The 14,607-nt window shown below is 70.5% G+C and carries 15 protein-coding genes and 1 tRNA gene; 10 read left to right on the top strand and 6 right to left on the bottom strand.

From position 1 onward, the window contains the following. Positions 1-180 precede the first annotated feature (180 nt). The gene (arfB, locus tag ACFY16_RS36840; protein WP_390651569.1) at positions 181-618 is read right to left on the bottom strand and encodes an alternative ribosome rescue aminoacyl-tRNA hydrolase ArfB; all 438 of its coding nucleotides are present in this window, start codon (positions 616-618) and stop codon (positions 181-183) included. A 183-nt stretch (positions 619-801) separates the two neighbouring features. On the opposite strand from arfB, the gene ACFY16_RS36835 reads away from it, so the two are divergent. From ACFY16_RS36835 to ACFY16_RS36825, 3 genes are all read left to right on the top strand, one after another. Next, on the top strand, positions 802-1,377 hold the full coding sequence (locus tag ACFY16_RS36835; protein ID WP_384731816.1) for a TerD family protein: 576 nt from the start codon (positions 802-804) through the stop codon (positions 1,375-1,377). Positions 1,378-1,462: 85 nt separating this feature from the next. After that, the gene (gene pyrE / locus ACFY16_RS36830; RefSeq protein WP_390651568.1) at positions 1,463-1,987 is read left to right on the top strand and encodes an orotate phosphoribosyltransferase; all 525 of its coding nucleotides are present in this window, start codon (positions 1,463-1,465) and stop codon (positions 1,985-1,987) included. A gap of 141 nt (positions 1,988-2,128) precedes the next feature. Further along, a complete protein-coding gene (locus ACFY16_RS36825; RefSeq protein ID WP_390651567.1) occupies positions 2,129-3,112 on the top strand; it encodes a GNAT family N-acetyltransferase in 984 nt (327 codons plus the stop codon). Positions 3,113-3,259: 147 nt separating this feature from the next. Here the strand turns inward: ACFY16_RS36825 and ACFY16_RS36820 are convergent, their stop codons facing one another. After that, entirely contained in the window at positions 3,260-4,660 is a 1,401-nt protein-coding gene (locus ACFY16_RS36820; protein ID WP_390651566.1) for a M1 family metallopeptidase, read from the bottom strand. A gap of 38 nt (positions 4,661-4,698) precedes the next feature. Here ACFY16_RS36820 and ACFY16_RS36815 point away from each other — a divergent pair, with 38 nt between their 5' ends. Next, complete coding sequence (locus ACFY16_RS36815; protein WP_390651565.1) at positions 4,699-5,199, top strand: hypothetical protein; 501 nt, start codon at positions 4,699-4,701, stop codon at positions 5,197-5,199. 122 nt (positions 5,200-5,321) lie between these two features. On the opposite strand, the gene ACFY16_RS36810 is transcribed toward ACFY16_RS36815, so the two are convergent. Next, the gene (locus tag ACFY16_RS36810; RefSeq protein WP_390651564.1) at positions 5,322-6,026 is read right to left on the bottom strand and encodes a pentapeptide repeat-containing protein; all 705 of its coding nucleotides are present in this window, start codon (positions 6,024-6,026) and stop codon (positions 5,322-5,324) included. Between the two features lie 152 nt (positions 6,027-6,178). Between ACFY16_RS36810 and ACFY16_RS36805 the strand changes: the two genes are divergently transcribed. Together ACFY16_RS36805 and ACFY16_RS36800 are read left to right on the top strand one after the other, a co-directional pair. Beyond that, complete coding sequence (locus ACFY16_RS36805; RefSeq protein ID WP_390651563.1) at positions 6,179-7,339, top strand: FAD-dependent oxidoreductase; 1,161 nt, start codon at positions 6,179-6,181, stop codon at positions 7,337-7,339. 50 nt (positions 7,340-7,389) lie between these two features. Next, the gene (locus ACFY16_RS36800) at positions 7,390-8,400 is read left to right on the top strand and encodes a zinc-binding dehydrogenase (RefSeq protein ID WP_390651562.1); all 1,011 of its coding nucleotides are present in this window, start codon (positions 7,390-7,392) and stop codon (positions 8,398-8,400) included. A 69-nt stretch (positions 8,401-8,469) separates the two neighbouring features. Here ACFY16_RS36800 and ACFY16_RS36795 read toward each other — a convergent pair whose 3' ends face one another. Next, positions 8,470-9,876, bottom strand: coding sequence for an NAD(P)/FAD-dependent oxidoreductase (locus ACFY16_RS36795; protein ID WP_390651561.1), 1,407 nt, complete (start codon positions 9,874-9,876; stop codon positions 8,470-8,472). A gap of 10 nt (positions 9,877-9,886) precedes the next feature. Next, the gene (locus ACFY16_RS36790) at positions 9,887-10,543 is read right to left on the bottom strand and encodes a rhomboid-like protein (protein ID WP_390651560.1); all 657 of its coding nucleotides are present in this window, start codon (positions 10,541-10,543) and stop codon (positions 9,887-9,889) included. On the opposite strand from ACFY16_RS36790, the gene ACFY16_RS36785 reads away from it, so the two are divergent. Beyond that, positions 10,542-11,504, top strand: a complete 963-nt coding sequence (locus ACFY16_RS36785; protein WP_390651559.1) for an aminoglycoside phosphotransferase family protein — start codon at positions 10,542-10,544, stop codon at positions 11,502-11,504. The two genes, ACFY16_RS36790 and ACFY16_RS36785, sit on opposite strands and share 2 nt — an antisense overlap. A gap of 79 nt (positions 11,505-11,583) precedes the next feature. On the opposite strand, the gene ACFY16_RS36780 is transcribed toward ACFY16_RS36785, so the two are convergent. Continuing rightward, positions 11,584-11,657, bottom strand: a tRNA-Thr gene (locus ACFY16_RS36780). A 218-nt stretch (positions 11,658-11,875) separates the two neighbouring features. On the opposite strand from ACFY16_RS36780, the gene ACFY16_RS36775 reads away from it, so the two are divergent. The 3 genes from ACFY16_RS36775 (at position 11,876) to ACFY16_RS36765 (ending at position 14,558) form a co-directional block, all read left to right on the top strand. Beyond that, positions 11,876-13,012: an ABC transporter ATP-binding protein gene (locus ACFY16_RS36775; RefSeq protein WP_390651558.1), complete on the top strand. Its 1,137-nt coding sequence runs from the start codon at positions 11,876-11,878 to the stop codon at positions 13,010-13,012. 246 nt (positions 13,013-13,258) lie between these two features. Beyond that, the gene (locus ACFY16_RS36770) at positions 13,259-13,717 is read left to right on the top strand and encodes a hypothetical protein (protein ID WP_390651557.1); all 459 of its coding nucleotides are present in this window, start codon (positions 13,259-13,261) and stop codon (positions 13,715-13,717) included. A 109-nt stretch (positions 13,718-13,826) separates the two neighbouring features. Then, a complete protein-coding gene (locus ACFY16_RS36765) occupies positions 13,827-14,558 on the top strand; it encodes an NDP-sugar synthase (RefSeq protein ID WP_390651556.1) in 732 nt (243 codons plus the stop codon). Positions 14,559-14,607 lie beyond the last annotated feature (49 nt).

Here is a 14,607-nt window from a genome sequence, read left to right as displayed (position 1 = left end):
ACAGAGACCTTCGACAAGCCTCATCTTCCCAGCTCAGAAGGCACTTTCGCTTTTCCGGTCAGGACTCGGACACCGCCGCAAGCGAAACGCCCAGGGTAGGCGTTCTGGAGCTGCCCTGAGGCAGCGCTCAGGCCTGTCCCGGACGGACTCGGTGTCGAGCGCGTCCGGGGTCTTGTTCGGCTACGTCCAGTCCCGCCCGGACCGCCCCCGCTTGGTGTCCGAGCGCTGCTTCTTCTGCCGCAGCCGCCGCTCGTTGATCCCGCGCGGGATCCGGGTCGGCCGGCGCGGCCTGGGCGGCGGCGCGGTGGCCTCGGCGAGGAGGGCGGCCAGGCGTACGGCGGCGGCCTCGCGGTTGCGCCACTGGGAACGGTGCTCGGAGGCACGGACGACCACGACGCCGTCGACGAGCCGCCCGGCCAGCCGCTCCAGCGCCCGCTGCTTCCACACCTCGGGCAACGCCTGCGTCCCGGCCAGGTCGAAACGCAGCTCCACCTGCGAGTCGCTGGTGTTGACATGCTGCCCACCGGGCCCCGACGACCGCGAGAAACGCCACATGAGCTCGGCCTCGGGGAGCGAGACGGAGCCGCGGACGACATAAGGACCAGACATGCCGTCCATGTTCCCGGTTGTGTCCGGTCCACGTCACGCGAATATCCAGGACTCCACCGCCCGCTCCGGGCAATCGGGTAAAGAAAGTAAAGAGAGCCGGAACCTTCGGCAGGTCTCTCGGCGTTCATAGGGGTAGCTGTAGCTTCGTGCCGTACGAAGCCGCGTACGCAACGACGGAAGGGACTCCCAACAATGGCTGTAAGCCTGTCCAAGGGTGGCAACGTCTCGCTCACCAAGGAGGCTCCGGGCCTGACCGCCGTCACCGTGGGCCTCGGCTGGGACGTCCGCACCACCACCGGTACCGACTTCGACCTCGACGCCTCGGCGATCGCGGTCAACACCCAGGGCAAGGTCTACTCGGACGCCCACTTCGTCTTCTTCAACAACAAGCAGACCCCGGACAGCACCATCGTCCACACCGGCGACAACCGCACGGGCGAGGGCGCCGGCGACGACGAGGCGATCAACGTCAACCTCGCGGGCCTCCCCGCCGACATCGACAAGATCGTCTTCCCGGTCTCGATCTACGACGCGGAGAACCGCTCGCAGAACTTCGGCCAGGTCCGCAACGCGTACATCCGCATCGTGAACCAGGCCGGCGGCTCCGAGATCGCCCGCTACGACCTCTCCGAGGACGCGGCGACCGAGACCGCCATGGTCTTCGGCGAGCTGTACCGCAACGGCGCCGAGTGGAAGTTCCGCGCGGTCGGCCAGGGCTACGCGTCCGGCCTGGTGGGCATCGCCCAGGACTTCGGCGTGAACGTCTGAGATACGCCCGACCGCACGGAGCCCCCGGTCACCTGGCCGGGGGCTCCGGCTTTCGACGAGGTCGCGTCTGGGAGACTCCCACCCCGTGACCCTTCCTGATCTTGCTCGCCGCATCTTTGCCGTCTCCCACCTGACCGGGCAGTTCACGCTTCGCTCGGGACTCACCGCGTCCGAGTACTTCGACAAGTACCGCTTCGAGGGCGACCCCGTTCTCCTGGACGAGATAGCCCGCGCGATGGCCCCGCTGGTGCCGTCCGACACCGAGGTACTCGCCGGCCTGGAGATGGGAGGCATCCCCGTCGTCACCGCACTCGGCCGCCACACGGGCCTGCCCTGCGCGTTCGTACGCAAGCAGGCCAAGCCGTACGGCACCTGCCGCCTCGCCGAGGGCGCGGACGTGGCCGGTCGCCGGGTGCTGGTGATCGAGGACGTCGTCACCAGCGGCGGCCAGATCGTGCTCTCCACAGCCGACCTGCGAGCCATCGGAGCGGACATCGACAAGGCCCTGTGCGTCATCGACCGCGAGCAGGGCGGCAGCGAGGCCCTCGACGCCGAGGGCATCGGCCTCATCTCACTACTGACGGCCACGGATCTACACGACGCTGCCTGAGCTTCGGGGCTTCGGGGCTTCGGGGCTTCGGGGCTTCGGGGCTTCTGGGCTTCTGGGCTTCGGGGCAGGGTCGGGCCAGTTCCGGGCAGACATGTCCGGTTCGAGCTCCACGAACACCCCACCCGCAACTAACCTGCGCCCATGCGCCTCGACCCGCTCCCCCTCACCCCCGACCACGACATCCCGGCTCCCCTTCTCACCGAACTCACCGCGCTCTACGCCTCCAACCGCGCCTTCCACGCGCTCAGCGGCGACTTTCCCGACCCGGACGACATCCGTCCGGAACAGGTGGCGGCGGCGCTGGCGGACGAATTGGCGAATCCGGACGTGGAGGTGCTGCTGGCCCGCACCGAGGGGCGGCTGGTCGGGGTCGCCGTGACCCTCGCGCGGCATCCGGATCCGGCCGACCCGGATCCATGGATCGGGCTGCTGATGGTGGACGCGGGGGCGCAGCGGCAGGGGTACGGGCGGGAGCTGGCGGCGGCCGTCGAGGAACGATTCCGCGCCGCCGGACGGAGCGCCGTGCGCCTCGCGGTCCTCGACAACAACCCCGGCGGCCTCGCCTTCTGGACCGCCCTCGGGTACGAGGTCGTCGACCACCGCCGCGACCGCCAACTCGACCGCCCCTGCGCCGTACTGCGCAAACAACTCCGCACCCCGCGCCGGGCGGCCCGCGTCGCCGTGCTCGACCCGGACGGCTCCGTCTTCCTCTTCCGGTACGACAACGTCGAGGTCGGCGTCCACTGGGCACTGCCCGGCGGCGGCCTCGAGCCCGGCGAGTCGACGCGCGAGGGCGCGTTGCGCGAGCTGCGCGAGGAGACCGGCTGGACGGACCTGGAGCCGGGCCCACTGCTGTGCACATGGGAACACGACTTCACCCTTGCCCACTCTCGGCTCCGCTCGAGCGGGGGGACCCCCATCGGCATCCCTGTCCGCCAGCACGAGCACATCTACGTCGCCCACGGCCCGCACCGCGAACCGACCGGACCCCATCTCGCCGCCGCGCACGCGCAGGACGGGATCCTGACCTGGCGTTGGTGGACGCGGGAGAAACTCGCCGAGGAGCCGGAGCCGGTCTGGCCGCCGGAACTGGCGCGGCTGCTGGACGAGTTCGGCCAGGTCTGACTCCGGGACCGGCAGGCCGCGCCCGGACCCTCCAGGCGGCGAGGAGCTCTACGGCGCGGGCAGCGCGGAGTACCGGCCGCGGCGACGGCGTGGAAGGCGGTCGACGTCGACCAGCCGGCCGCCTCGGCACGGTGGCCGGACCGCTCCTCACGGACGGTCCGGCTTCCCGTCCCCGTACAGCCAGTCCTTCCAGATGCCGCTGAAGTCCTTGCCCGGCGCCTTCTCCTCCACGTACGCCGTGAACTCGTCCGTGTCCGCGTTGCCGTGACGGTGGGCGGCCGCCCAGCCCTGGACGATGTCGTAGAACGTGTCGTCGCCGACGGTCTGCCGGATCTTGTGCAGGACCATGGCGCCCCGCCAGTACACGGGCGCGTCGGAGACGTGCGCGGCGCTGGACTGCTTCGCGGGCGGGAACGCCCAGATCGCCTCGTTCGCCTCCTTGGTGTCGAAGTAGTCGCCGTCGTAGAGCGCGTCGAAGGTGTCCTGGGCGCTGTCGCCGCCGTGGTCCTCCTCCCACAGCCATTCCGCGTACGTCGCGAAGCCCTCGTTGAGCCACATGTCCCGCCACGTCTTCGGTGTGACGGAGTCGCCGTACCACTGGTGGGCGAGCTCGTGGACGAGGGTGGGGGTGTCGAGGGCGCCGGGGAAGACCGGGCGGCTCTGCGTCTCCAGGGCGTAGCCGACGTCGTCGGCGCGGTCGACGACCGCGCCGACGGAGGAGAAGGGGTATGGGCCGAAGTTGTACTGCGCCCACTCCATGACCTCGGGGATCTTCGCCAGCACGGCGCGGCTCGCCGCCGCGCGATCCGGGTCGACGGCGACGTACACCGGCAGGCCGCCGTCGGTGGTGGAGCGGGTGACGTCGTAGCGGCCGATCGCGACCGTGGCCACGTAGGTGGCCATGGGTTCGGTGGTGTGCCAGGTGAAGGTGGTCCGGCTGTTCTTGGTCGTCTCCGCGGTGAGCTCGCCGTTGGAGATCGCCTTCAGGCCCTTCGGCACGGTGACGGCGATGTCGTACGTCGCCTTGTCGGAGGGGTGGTTGTTGCCGGGGAACCAGGCCATCGAACCCGTCGGCTCGCCGAGCGCGAGTGCCCCGTCGGTGGTGGGCAGCCAGCCCTCCTTGGAGCGGTCCGGGTCGGTGATGGTGACCGGGATGCCCGCGTAGAGGACCGTGACGTGGAAGGTCTCGCCGTCGTCGAGGTCGTCCTGCGGGCGGACGGTCAGCTCCTGGCCCGCGCGGCTCCAGCGGACGTCCCTGCCCTCGACGGTGACCGCTTGGACGTCCAGGCCCCTGAGGTCGAGGTCGAAGGCGGAGAGGTCCGTGGTGGCCCGGGCCGTGATGTCGGCGGTGCCGGTGAGACGGCGGGTGCCGGGGTCGTAGGCGAGTCTCAGGTCGTAGTGGGTGACGTCGTAGCCGCCGTTGCCCGTCTTCGGGAAGTACGGGTCGCGCACGCCGGCGCCGCCCGGGGTGCCCTGGACGCCGCCGCTGCACGCGGTGAGGGCGAGGGCGAGCACGAGCGCGGGGACAACGGGCGCGGATCGGGACATGTCAGGGATCCTATGAGGGGCGTGACACCATCACCTACGTGCTCGACATCGGCTACGCCCTCTCCAACCGTTTCCCGGACCCGCCCCAGACGGACTACCGCCGCGCGGACGTCCACGCGCTGCGCCACGACCTGTTCTGCGGCGATGTCTATCTGGCCGACACCGAGAAGGACCGGGAGTTGTCCACAGCCTGGGGATGGGTGCCGGTGCTCGACTTCGCGTGGGCACTGTGCGACATCGTCGAGCGGATCGACCGGGACCCGGCCGGCTCCCGCGCCGCACGTCCGCAGCGCGCGGAACTGGACTTCACCGAGTCCACCGACCGCATGCTCTTCGAGCGCCGCTTCGGCTGGGTGGACATCGAGTCCGACTGGATGCCGGCCGAGGAACCCCCGCTCACCTTCCCCCACACCGAGCTGCGCCGCGAGGCACGGGACTTCCTGCACGACCTGATCGCCGACCTCGTCGACCTGCACGACGACCTGGGCGAGAACCCGGCGATCTGGACACTCCAGGCCCGCTTTCCGCGAATGACCTGACTCCGGCACCGGGAACGCCCGTTGCGGCGCCACACGATCGAGACGTTCCAGCGGCACCTCGGCTGAGACCTCTGAGGCCCCGAGCACCACCGCCCCGGCCTCGCCCAAGCCTCAGCTCGGCCTCACCCCTCCACGCGGATCCCCATCTCCACCGCCAGCACCGGTGCCAGATCCAGCAGTTGGCCCGTACTGATCACCGCACCCCTCAGCCGGTCCACCCCCCGCGCGATCTCCAGCGACGCGGCCCCGCGCAGGTCCACATCCGTCAGCGTCGCCGCGCCGAAGTCCACGCCCTTCAAAGCGCAGTCCACGAACTCCACCCGCTCCAGACGGGCGCCCCCGAAGTCCGGCTCGACGAGGACGCACCCCTCGAAGACGACGTCCTTCAGGCGGGCCTTGCGCAGGTTGAGATAGTCGATCTTCCCGCCGCGGATCACCACCCGCTCCAGCACGGCACCGTGCAACTGCACCCCGCCCAGCCGCGCGTCGACCAGTTCCACATCACGCAAGGTCGACTCGGCGAGGTCGGTACCGACACCCCGTATGCCCGTGAGGACCGAGTCCAGGATCCGGGCGTGGTGCAGTCGCGTCTCGTCCAACGCGCAGCCCCTCAGCGCACAGTCCATGAAGCGTGCGCCTCCGCCGTCCTGCCCGACGAAGTCCTCCTCGCGGAACTCCAGCCCGTCGTAGTCGCCGTCCGGCTCCAGCCCGCCCCCGCCGTACAGCTCCAGTGGCGGCAGCCGCAACTCCGGCCGCCGCGCACCCTTGCGACCGGGCCCAGCGGCACTGCCGGCCCTACCGGTCCCCCCAGCACCTGTCCTCACCATGCCCCCATCCTGCACCCGCCCACTGACAATCGCCCTGACCTGCGCGAACACAGCCGCTGTCACATTCCTGCCCCCTAAATCGGTCCTACTTCAGACGCCCGCCAACCGGGCCCAGCAGAGCCCAGCAAGCCCAGCAGAGGAGACCCCCAGCCATGCAGCGCATCACCGTCATCGGCGGCGGCTTCGCCGGCCTCACCGCCGCCATCACCGCCGCCGAAGCGGGCCTCGAGGTCACCGTGCACGAGGCCCACCACACCCTCGGCGGCCGGGCCCGCACCGCCGACGGCCCGTACCGGACCAACGAGGGCCCGCACGCCCTCTACAACGGCGGCCCGCACTGGACCTGGCTCAAGCAACGCGACCTCATCGGCCCGCTCGCCCCGCTCCCGCCCCTGGAGGCGGCCCGGCTCAGGCTCCGCCACCACGGCGCCCTGCGCCGCACCCCGCCCTTCCCGATGCTCAAGCTGCTGCGCCGTACCGCACAACAAGCCCCCGTCGACGTCGACTTCCTCACCTGGGCCACGGAACGGGCCGGCGAGGAAGGCGCCCGCGCCGCCGCCAACTACTCCGCCGTCGCCCTCTTCCACCACGACCCCGGCGCCCTGTCCGCCGCCTTCGTGCAGGAACGCCTGCGCCGTGCCACCAAGCTCCCGCCGGAGGCCCACTACCCGCGCGGCGGCTGGGGCAATGTCATCGACCGCATGGCCGGGTACGCCTGGAACCTGGGCGTCCACGTGGAGACCCTCTCCCGCGTCGACACGCTCCCCACCGACACCCCGGTGATCGTCGCCACGTCCCTCGACGCCGCCCGCCGCCTCCTCAAGGACGACTCGCTGACCTGGCCGAGCGGCCGTACCGCCCTGATCGACCTGGCCCTGCGCACCCGCCGCGGCGACGCCTTCGCCGTCTCCGACCTGGACGCGCCCGGCTGGATCGAACGGTTCACGGCCCAGGACCGCAGCCTCGCCCCCGCCGGCGAGCAGCTCCTCCAGGGGCAGATCCCCCTCGCCCCGCGCGAGTCCAGGGCCGACGGCATCACACGCGCCGAACAACTCCTCGACCTCGCCTTCACCGGCTGGCGCGAGCGCGTCATCTGGCGGCGCGAGGCCGTCGCAGGCGGCCGTACCGGCGCCGTGGACCTGCCGGGCACCAGCTGGCGCGACCGCCCGGCCGTGGACCGCGGCGACGGCGTCTACCTGGCCGGCGACCAGGTCGCGGCACCCGGCGTCCTGTCCGAGGTCTCCTTCAACAGCGCCGTCACCGCCGTGTCGCTCGCGCTGGGCCGCCACCCCCTTGACCTCAAGCACGCTTGAGGTCGAAGAGTGGGTCCACGACACCGGACGACGCACATCAGGGGGACCCCATGCACGCCATCCGCCTCCACACCTTCGGCCCGGCGGAAAACCTCACCCACGAACAGGTCGAGGATCCCCTTCCCGGCCCCGGCCAACTCCGCATCGCCGTCGCCGCGGCCGGAGTCCACCTTCTCGACACCGCCCTGCGCGAAGGCATCCAGGGCCCGCTGCCCGAGCCACCCTCCCTGCCCACCATCCCGGGCCGCGAGGTCGCCGGCACGGTCGAGTCCCTCGGCGAGGGCGTCGCCGGACTCTGGCTCGGCAAACGCGTGGTCGCGCACCTCGGCTTCGCCCTGGGGGTCCCCCGAGGCTCTTCAAGCTCCGGGGGAGGTTACGCCGAACTGGCCGTCACCGACGTCGACCGCGTCCACGAGATCCCCGAGAACCTCGACTTCGCGCAGGCCGTCGCCATGATCGGCACGGGCCGTACGGCGCTGGGGATCCTGCAGTTCACCGAACTCGGCCCCGACTCGGTCGCCGTGATCCCGGCGGCCGCGGGCGGTATCGGCACCCTCCTCGTGCAGTACGCCAGGAACGCCGGCGCCACCGTCATCGGCCTCGCCGGCGGCCCGCACAAGACCGCACAGGTCCGTGCCAACGGCGCCGACCTCGCCGTCGACTACACCGACCCCGCGTGGCCCGACAAGGTCCGCGCATACCTCGGCGGACGACCCGCCACCGTCGTCTTCGACGGCGTCGGCGGCGACGTCGCCCGCGAGGCCGTCGCCCTCCTCGGCCCCGGCGGCCGGCACCTCGTCTTCGGCTGGTCGGCGGAAGGCATACGCGACGGCAGCGCGTACCTCGTCGACGGCGTCTCCGAACAGGTCCTCGGCCCCGCCATGATGCGGCGGACCGGCGGCCCCGACCCCATGCGCACCCTGGAACTGCGCGCCCTCACCGAGGCCGCCGCAGGCCGCCTCGCCCCCGCCGTCCAGCGCTTCCCGCTCGCCGACGCAGCCGCCGCCCACCACGCCCTGGAAACCCGCGCGACGAGCGGAAAGGTGGTCCTGGAGCCATGACCAGGACCGACCGACACCCCAGCGCCGTACAGGACCGGCACCGGCTGCCGGCACCCGGCGTCAAGGACCTCAGTGCCGCCCCGCCACCCAGTCCGCCACCCGCGCCAGCCGCGACGACCGCGCACCGTGCGTCACCCGCTCCCGCCGGTCCGCCGCCCGGTAGGTGGCGTACATCCCCTGCACGCCCAGCCACCGCAACGGCTCCGGCTCCCACCTGCGGACCTTGTGCCCCACCCACGGCAGATCCGTCAGCTCCGTCCGCCCGCCCTGTCCGGAGTCCAACTGCACGAGGTCCCGCAGCGTACGGGCGGCGAGGTTGGCGGTGGCGACGCCCGAACCGACGTAACCGCCCGCCCAGCCGAGCCCCGACGACCGGTCCAGAGTGACCGTCGCACACCAGTCCCGCGGCACACCCAGCACCCCCGACCAGGCATGCTCGACCCGCACCCCGGCCAGCGCCGGGAAGAAGTCCACCAGGATCTCCCGCAGCGCCTCGACGGTCGCCTCCTGCGTCCGCCCGTCGTTGTCGGTCCTCGACCCGAAGCGGTACGGGACACCCCGCCCACCCAGCGCGATCCGGCCGTCGGCCGTGCGCTGCGCGTACATGTACGCGTGCGCCATGTCGCCCAGCGTCTGCCGCCCGTCCCAGCCGACCGACTCCCACTGCTCCGCCGTCAACGGCTCGGTCGCGATCATCGACGAGTTCATGGGCAGCCACGTCCGCCGCTGCCCCTTGAGCGAAGCCGTGAACCCCTCCGTGCAGCGCAGGATGTAGGGCGCGCGGACGGTCCCGTACGGCGTCACCGCGTGCTTCGGCCGGATCTCCGTCACCGGCGTCGACTCGTGAACGACCACCCCCAGCGCCTCCACCGCCGCCGCCAGCCCCTTCACCAGCTTCACCGGGTGCACCCGCGCCCCGTGCGGCGTCCACGTCGAACCGACCGCGTCCGCCACCCGGATCCGCTCGGCCGTCTCCCGGGCGTCGTACAGCTCCCGATCCTTCTCCCCGAACGCCAGTTCCCCCTCGTGGAACGACTTCAGCCGCGCCAACTGCGCCGGCGTACGCGCGACTTCCAGCACCCCGCCCTTGTGGACGTCCGCCTCGATGCCCTCGTCCCCGACGATCCGGACGACCTCGTCCACGGTGTCGTTCATGGCCCGCTGCAACCGCACCGCCGCCTCACGACCGTGCAGCTTCGCGTACCGGTCCCGCCCCGCGATGCCGTTGTACAGCCAGCCCCCGTTACGACCCGAGGCGCCGTAACCACAGAACTTCTGCTCAAGCACCGTGATACGGAGGAAAGGAGCCGCCTTCTTCAGGTAATACGCGGTCCACAACCCCGTATACCCACCCCCGACGATCACCACGTCCGCGGACGCGTCACCGGCCAGCGGCTCCCGTCGCGCCGGAAGACCGTCGTCCGCGTACCAGAAGGAGATGCCGCCGTTCACGACACTGCCGCCCGAGTTGCTCATGGCGGGGACGTTAACCCCTCGGCGCGGCCACTGTCTCCTTCGGATTCCATGCTTTTCCACGCCCTCTGACCAGCGGATAACACGCCAGCCCGATCAACACCGAGACGAAATGCCCGAAGTCGGTGAAGGTGCGCCCGATCACCAGCGGAACCGCGTACACGACGAGCACGACAGCCAGATACACATACCGCCAGGGCGCCACGATCCGATACACGAGCACCGCGACCACCCCGGCCAGCGCGTAACTCACCCCGACATCAAGCGTGTTGACCGCCGAGGCCGGCGCCATCCCGTCCCGGATCGCCTTCAGCAGCGCCCCCTCACTGATCAGCGTCGCCAGCACATGCGCCGCCACACACACCACCAGCCACCGCAGCGTGCCCAGCCAACGCTCGGCCTGCGCGTGGAAAACGGAGTACAGCACGACATACGGCCACCAGAACCCGCCGTCGATCCACATCGCACTGGTGATCAGCACCCGCACCGGATTGCTCGACAGCTCATGAATGTTCGTCGACCGCTGCCGAAGGAAGTCTTCCTCGAAATCCGGCGACATGTGGTGCAGGGCGACCGTGGTGAGGAACAGGATCCCCAGCCACACATACGTACCGGGCGCACTGCGGACATACGCCCACACCCGGCACCGGACGCCCCCGTCGATTCGCATGAGCCGATTCACGCACGCCAGTATCGTCCCGAAGATGATCGACGTCCCGAGCGAGCTGGCGGCAGCACAGGAGAAGTTCAACGGGGATGCCGGACGCTCCTTCGTCGCGGACCTGCCCCGACTGGCCGCCGCCTTCCTGGACCGCTGGGAGCTCCGCCCCGACGGCCCCTCGATGCACGGCGTCAGCGCCCTCGTCCTCCCGGTCCGCCGCCGCCTCGACGACACCACCGCCGTACTGAAGATGCAGCTCCTGGACGAGGAGACCGCCGGCGAACCGATCGCCCTACGGGCATGGAACGGCGACGGAGCCGTACGACTCCTCGACCACGACGAGGCGACCGGCACCATGCTTCTCGAACGCCTCGACCCGTCCCGGGCGCTCTCCCACGTCCCGGACCCGCACGAGGCCGTCCTCGTCATCGCCCACCTGCTCGCCCACCTGACGGCCTTCCCCGCCCCCGCGCACCTGCGACGGCTCGGCGACATCGCCCGGGCCATGCTCGAACAGACCCCGCGGTCCCTGAACCGCATCCCCGACCCCGAGGCCCGCCGCCTCGTCGCCGACTGCGCCGCCGCCGTACGCGAAGTGCTGGCCGAACCCGGCGACCGGCTCCTCCACTGGGACCTGCACTACGACAACGTCCTCGCCGGCGACCGCGCCCCCTGGCTCGCCATCGACCCCAAGCCCCTGGCCGGCGACCCCGGCTTCGACCTCCTCCCCGCCCTCCACAACCGCTACGACCCCGACGACCTCCGCTGGCGCTTCGACGCCATGACCGACGTACTCGGACTCGACCGCGCACGAGCCAGGGCCTGGACCCTCGGCCGGGTCCTCCAGAACTGCCTCTGGGAGATCAAGAACGGACGCCCACTGCAGGACAAGCAGCTGGAGATCGCCCGCAGCCTGCGCGGGAGTCCCTCGGCGCCCACCCCCAGGACGAGTGGACGATGTACCGGCTGACGGATGGGGCGCTGGCGGAGCTGGGGCTGGAGAAATGCGAGAAGCCCAGGTCAGAGGTGATCTGACCTGGGCTTGTCCGAGCCCCCTGTCGGATTCGAACCGACGACCTTCGCTTTACAAGAGCGGTGCTCTGGCCAGCTGAGCTAAGGAGGCCTGCGCGCGTCCGAGACGCACGTGCTCGTGCAGTGTACCCAGGTCGCGGGGAGACCCTGTCGAAAATTTCCGCGAAGTTCACAGTCCCCCAGGTACTGACAGATCACCTGATCGCCAGGTACCGTCCTGACCCAGTTCACTCATGTGGACTACACCAACCACCTTCCTACAACGGATCGTCCGGCACGTTCCTGCCGGTAGAAGGGGGCCCATTCACCATGGCCACTGTCTCGTTCGACAAGGCGACCCGGATCTACCCGGGTTCCGAAAAGCCCGCCGTCGACTCACTCGAGATCGAGATCGAGGACGGCGAGTTCCTCGTTCTGGTCGGTCCGTCCGGTTGCGGCAAGTCCACCTCGCTCCGGATGCTCGCGGGGCTCGAGGACGTGAACGCCGGCGCCATCCGCATCGGTGACCGTGACGTCACCCACCTGCCGCCGAAGGACCGGGACATCGCGATGGTGTTCCAGAACTACGCGCTGTACCCGCACATGACGGTCGCCGACAACATGGGCTTCGCGCTCAAGATCGCCGGCGTCAACAAGGCGGAGATCCGGCAGAAGGTCGAGGAGGCCGCGAAGATCCTCGACCTGACCGAGTACCTGGACCGCAAGCCGAAGGCGCTGTCCGGTGGTCAGCGCCAGCGTGTGGCGATGGGTCGCGCGATCGTGCGTGAGCCGCAGGTGTTCCTCATGGACGAGCCGCTGTCCAACCTGGACGCCAAGCTCCGTGTGTCGACCCGTACGCAGATCGCGTCGCTCCAGCGCCGCCTGGGCATCACGACCGTGTACGTCACCCACGACCAGGTCGAGGCCATGACGATGGGCGACCGCGTGGCGGTCCTCAAGGACGGTCTGCTCCAGCAGGTCGACTCCCCGCGCAACATGTACGACAAGCCCGCCAACCTCTTCGTGGCCGGCTTCATCGGCTCCCCCGCGATGAACCTGGTCGAGGTGCCGATCACCGACGGCGGTGTGAAGTTCGGCAACAGCGTGGTGCCGGTCAACCGTGACGCGCTCAAGGCCGCCGCCGACCGCGGCGACCGCACGGTCACCGTCGGCGTCCGCCCCGAGCACTTCGACGTGGTCGAGCACAACGGCGGCGCCGCCTCCGCGCTGTCGAAGGACACCGAGGACGCCCCGGCCGGTCTCGCGGTCTCCGTGAACGTCGTCGAGGAGCTCGGCGCCGACGGCTACGTCTACGGCCACTCCGAGGTCGGCGGGGAGGTCAAGGACCTGGTGGTCCGCGTCGGCGGTCGTCAGGTGCCGGAGAAGGGCGCGCAGCTGCACGTCGTGCCGCGGCCGGGCGAGATCCACGTGTTCTCCACGACCACGGGCGAGCGCCTCACCGACTGATCCGGGACCGACCTGCCCCTGGGACTGACTGATCCCAGGCCGGAGAATCCCAGGTAATTCACCCAGGTTGACGAATCGGGCCCCGCAGACCGCTGCGGGGCCCTTTTCGTTGTCGACAAATACCCCGGCAAACCGCCCTTTTCGAGCGCTGTGCGTCAACCCCTTACCCAAAAAATGCCCCTCCTTCATCCCCCGAACCGGTGACTAAATGTCGCCAAATCATTACCGGGCGCTACCCTCACACGCGTGAAGCACTCCATCTCCCAACAGACGCGACGCGGCCACCGGGGCCCCGCCCGCCGGATCGGCCGCACCCTCGCCCTCGTTCTGCCCGTCGTCCTGGTGCTGTCCGGGACCCTCGCGGTCACCCGAGTCAACTGGTCGGGGACTCCCTCGAACTCGGTGCTCGCCGCGTCCGACGTCTCCACCGCGGGCGGCACCTCGCGTTCCATGGCCCGCGCACCGCAGGACGTGCTGCGCGACCAGCTGCTGACCGAGCTGCAGGACAAGAACCCGGGTGTCGCCCTCACGCACCTCCAGCAGGCCGTCAACGGCCGTCCGTCGCTGGCCAAGCACTGCGTCTCCATCGCCCGTGCGCTCGGCCGTGCAGCGGTCCGTATCTACGGTCCCTCGCGCGCCCAGTCGTACGCGCGCCCCGTCTGCGACACCTCTTTCGCGTCGGGGGTGGCTGCCTCCCACAGTTGAGCTCTGACGCCCCCGGCCCCCACCACCGAGGCGGGAGGTCGGTAAGGGCCGGTCAAGGATCGTTCTGCCGGTCCAGGCCCCCGAGCGGGGCGCCGCGTACAGTTCGGGCATGACCGATCCGCACGCCGCGTCCCGCCCCACGCAAGCCGTCGTCCTGGCCGGTGGCCAGGGCTCCCGGCTGCGCCCGTACACCGATGACCGGCCCAAGCCGATGGTCGAGATCCCCGGCACGGGGACGCCGATCATCGGCCATCAGCTCGTCTGGCTCGCCGAGGAGGGCGTGACGGACGTGGTGATCAGCTGCGGCCACCTCGCCGAGGTCCTCCAGAAGTGGCTGGACTCGGCCGACCTGCCGGTGAAGATCACCACGGTCGTCGAGACGGAGCCGCTGGGCCGCGGCGGCGGTCTGAAGTACGCGGCCGCCCACCTCCCCCACCCGGACCGGGCCTGGTACGCGACGAACGGCGACATCTGGACCCGTTTCTCGCTGCGCGACATGGCGGACTTCCACACCGAGCGCGACGCCGTCGCGACCCTCGCCCTGGCGCGCCCGCGCATCCCGTGGGGTGCGGTGAAGACGGACGGCTTCGGCCACATCACGGACTTCATCGAGGCCCCGCCGACGACGTACGAGATCAACGCGGGTGTCTACGTCTTCTCCCCTGAGTTCGCCGGTCTGCTCCCCGCGCGGGGCGACCACGAGCGCACCACGTTCCCGCATCTGGCCCGTGAGCGCCGCCTCGCGGGCTTCCCGATCCCGCAGGGTGCCTATTGGCGGGCGATCGACACGGCGAAGGACCTGACGGAGGCGGCGAGGGAACTGGCGGCCCTGGGCCGCTGAGAGGACTGTCAGGACGCTTCTCAGGAGCTTTTTTCCGGTACGAGGACGG

The sequence above is a fragment of the Streptomyces sp. NPDC001315 genome (assembly GCF_042896175.1).
In the GTDB taxonomy this organism is placed as follows: domain Bacteria; phylum Actinomycetota; class Actinomycetes; order Streptomycetales; family Streptomycetaceae; genus Streptomyces.
Note: the sequence above shows the minus strand (reverse complement) of the source record. Positions and strands in the feature narration are given on the sequence as shown.

Bases quoted from the DNA above. Each gene is read 5' to 3' on its own strand.
- ACFY16_RS36835 (WP_384731816.1), top strand. From the start codon at position 802: ATGGCTGTAAGCCTGTCCAAGGGTGGCAACGTCTCGCTCACCAAGGAG.
- ACFY16_RS36805 (WP_390651563.1), top strand. From the start codon at position 6,179: ATGCAGCGCATCACCGTCATCGGCGGCGGCTTCGCCGGCCTCACCGCC.
- ACFY16_RS36795 (WP_390651561.1), bottom strand. From the start codon at position 9,876: ATGAGCAACTCGGGCGGCAGTGTCGTGAACGGCGGCATCTCCTTCTGG.
- arfB (WP_390651569.1), bottom strand. From the start codon at position 618: ATGGACGGCATGTCTGGTCCTTATGTCGTCCGCGGCTCCGTCTCGCTC.
- ACFY16_RS36800 (WP_390651562.1), top strand. From the start codon at position 7,390: ATGCACGCCATCCGCCTCCACACCTTCGGCCCGGCGGAAAACCTCACC.
- ACFY16_RS36775 (WP_390651558.1), top strand. From the start codon at position 11,876: ATGGCCACTGTCTCGTTCGACAAGGCGACCCGGATCTACCCGGGTTCC.
- ACFY16_RS36790 (WP_390651560.1), bottom strand. From the start codon at position 10,543: ATGCGAATCGACGGGGGCGTCCGGTGCCGGGTGTGGGCGTATGTCCGC.
- ACFY16_RS36785 (WP_390651559.1), top strand. From the start codon at position 10,542: ATGAGCCGATTCACGCACGCCAGTATCGTCCCGAAGATGATCGACGTC.
- ACFY16_RS36820 (WP_390651566.1), bottom strand. From the start codon at position 4,660: ATGTCCCGATCCGCGCCCGTTGTCCCCGCGCTCGTGCTCGCCCTCGCC.
- ACFY16_RS36765 (WP_390651556.1), top strand. From the start codon at position 13,827: ATGACCGATCCGCACGCCGCGTCCCGCCCCACGCAAGCCGTCGTCCTG.
- ACFY16_RS36810 (WP_390651564.1), bottom strand. From the start codon at position 6,026: ATGGTGAGGACAGGTGCTGGGGGGACCGGTAGGGCCGGCAGTGCCGCT.
- ACFY16_RS36825 (WP_390651567.1), top strand. From the start codon at position 2,129: ATGCGCCTCGACCCGCTCCCCCTCACCCCCGACCACGACATCCCGGCT.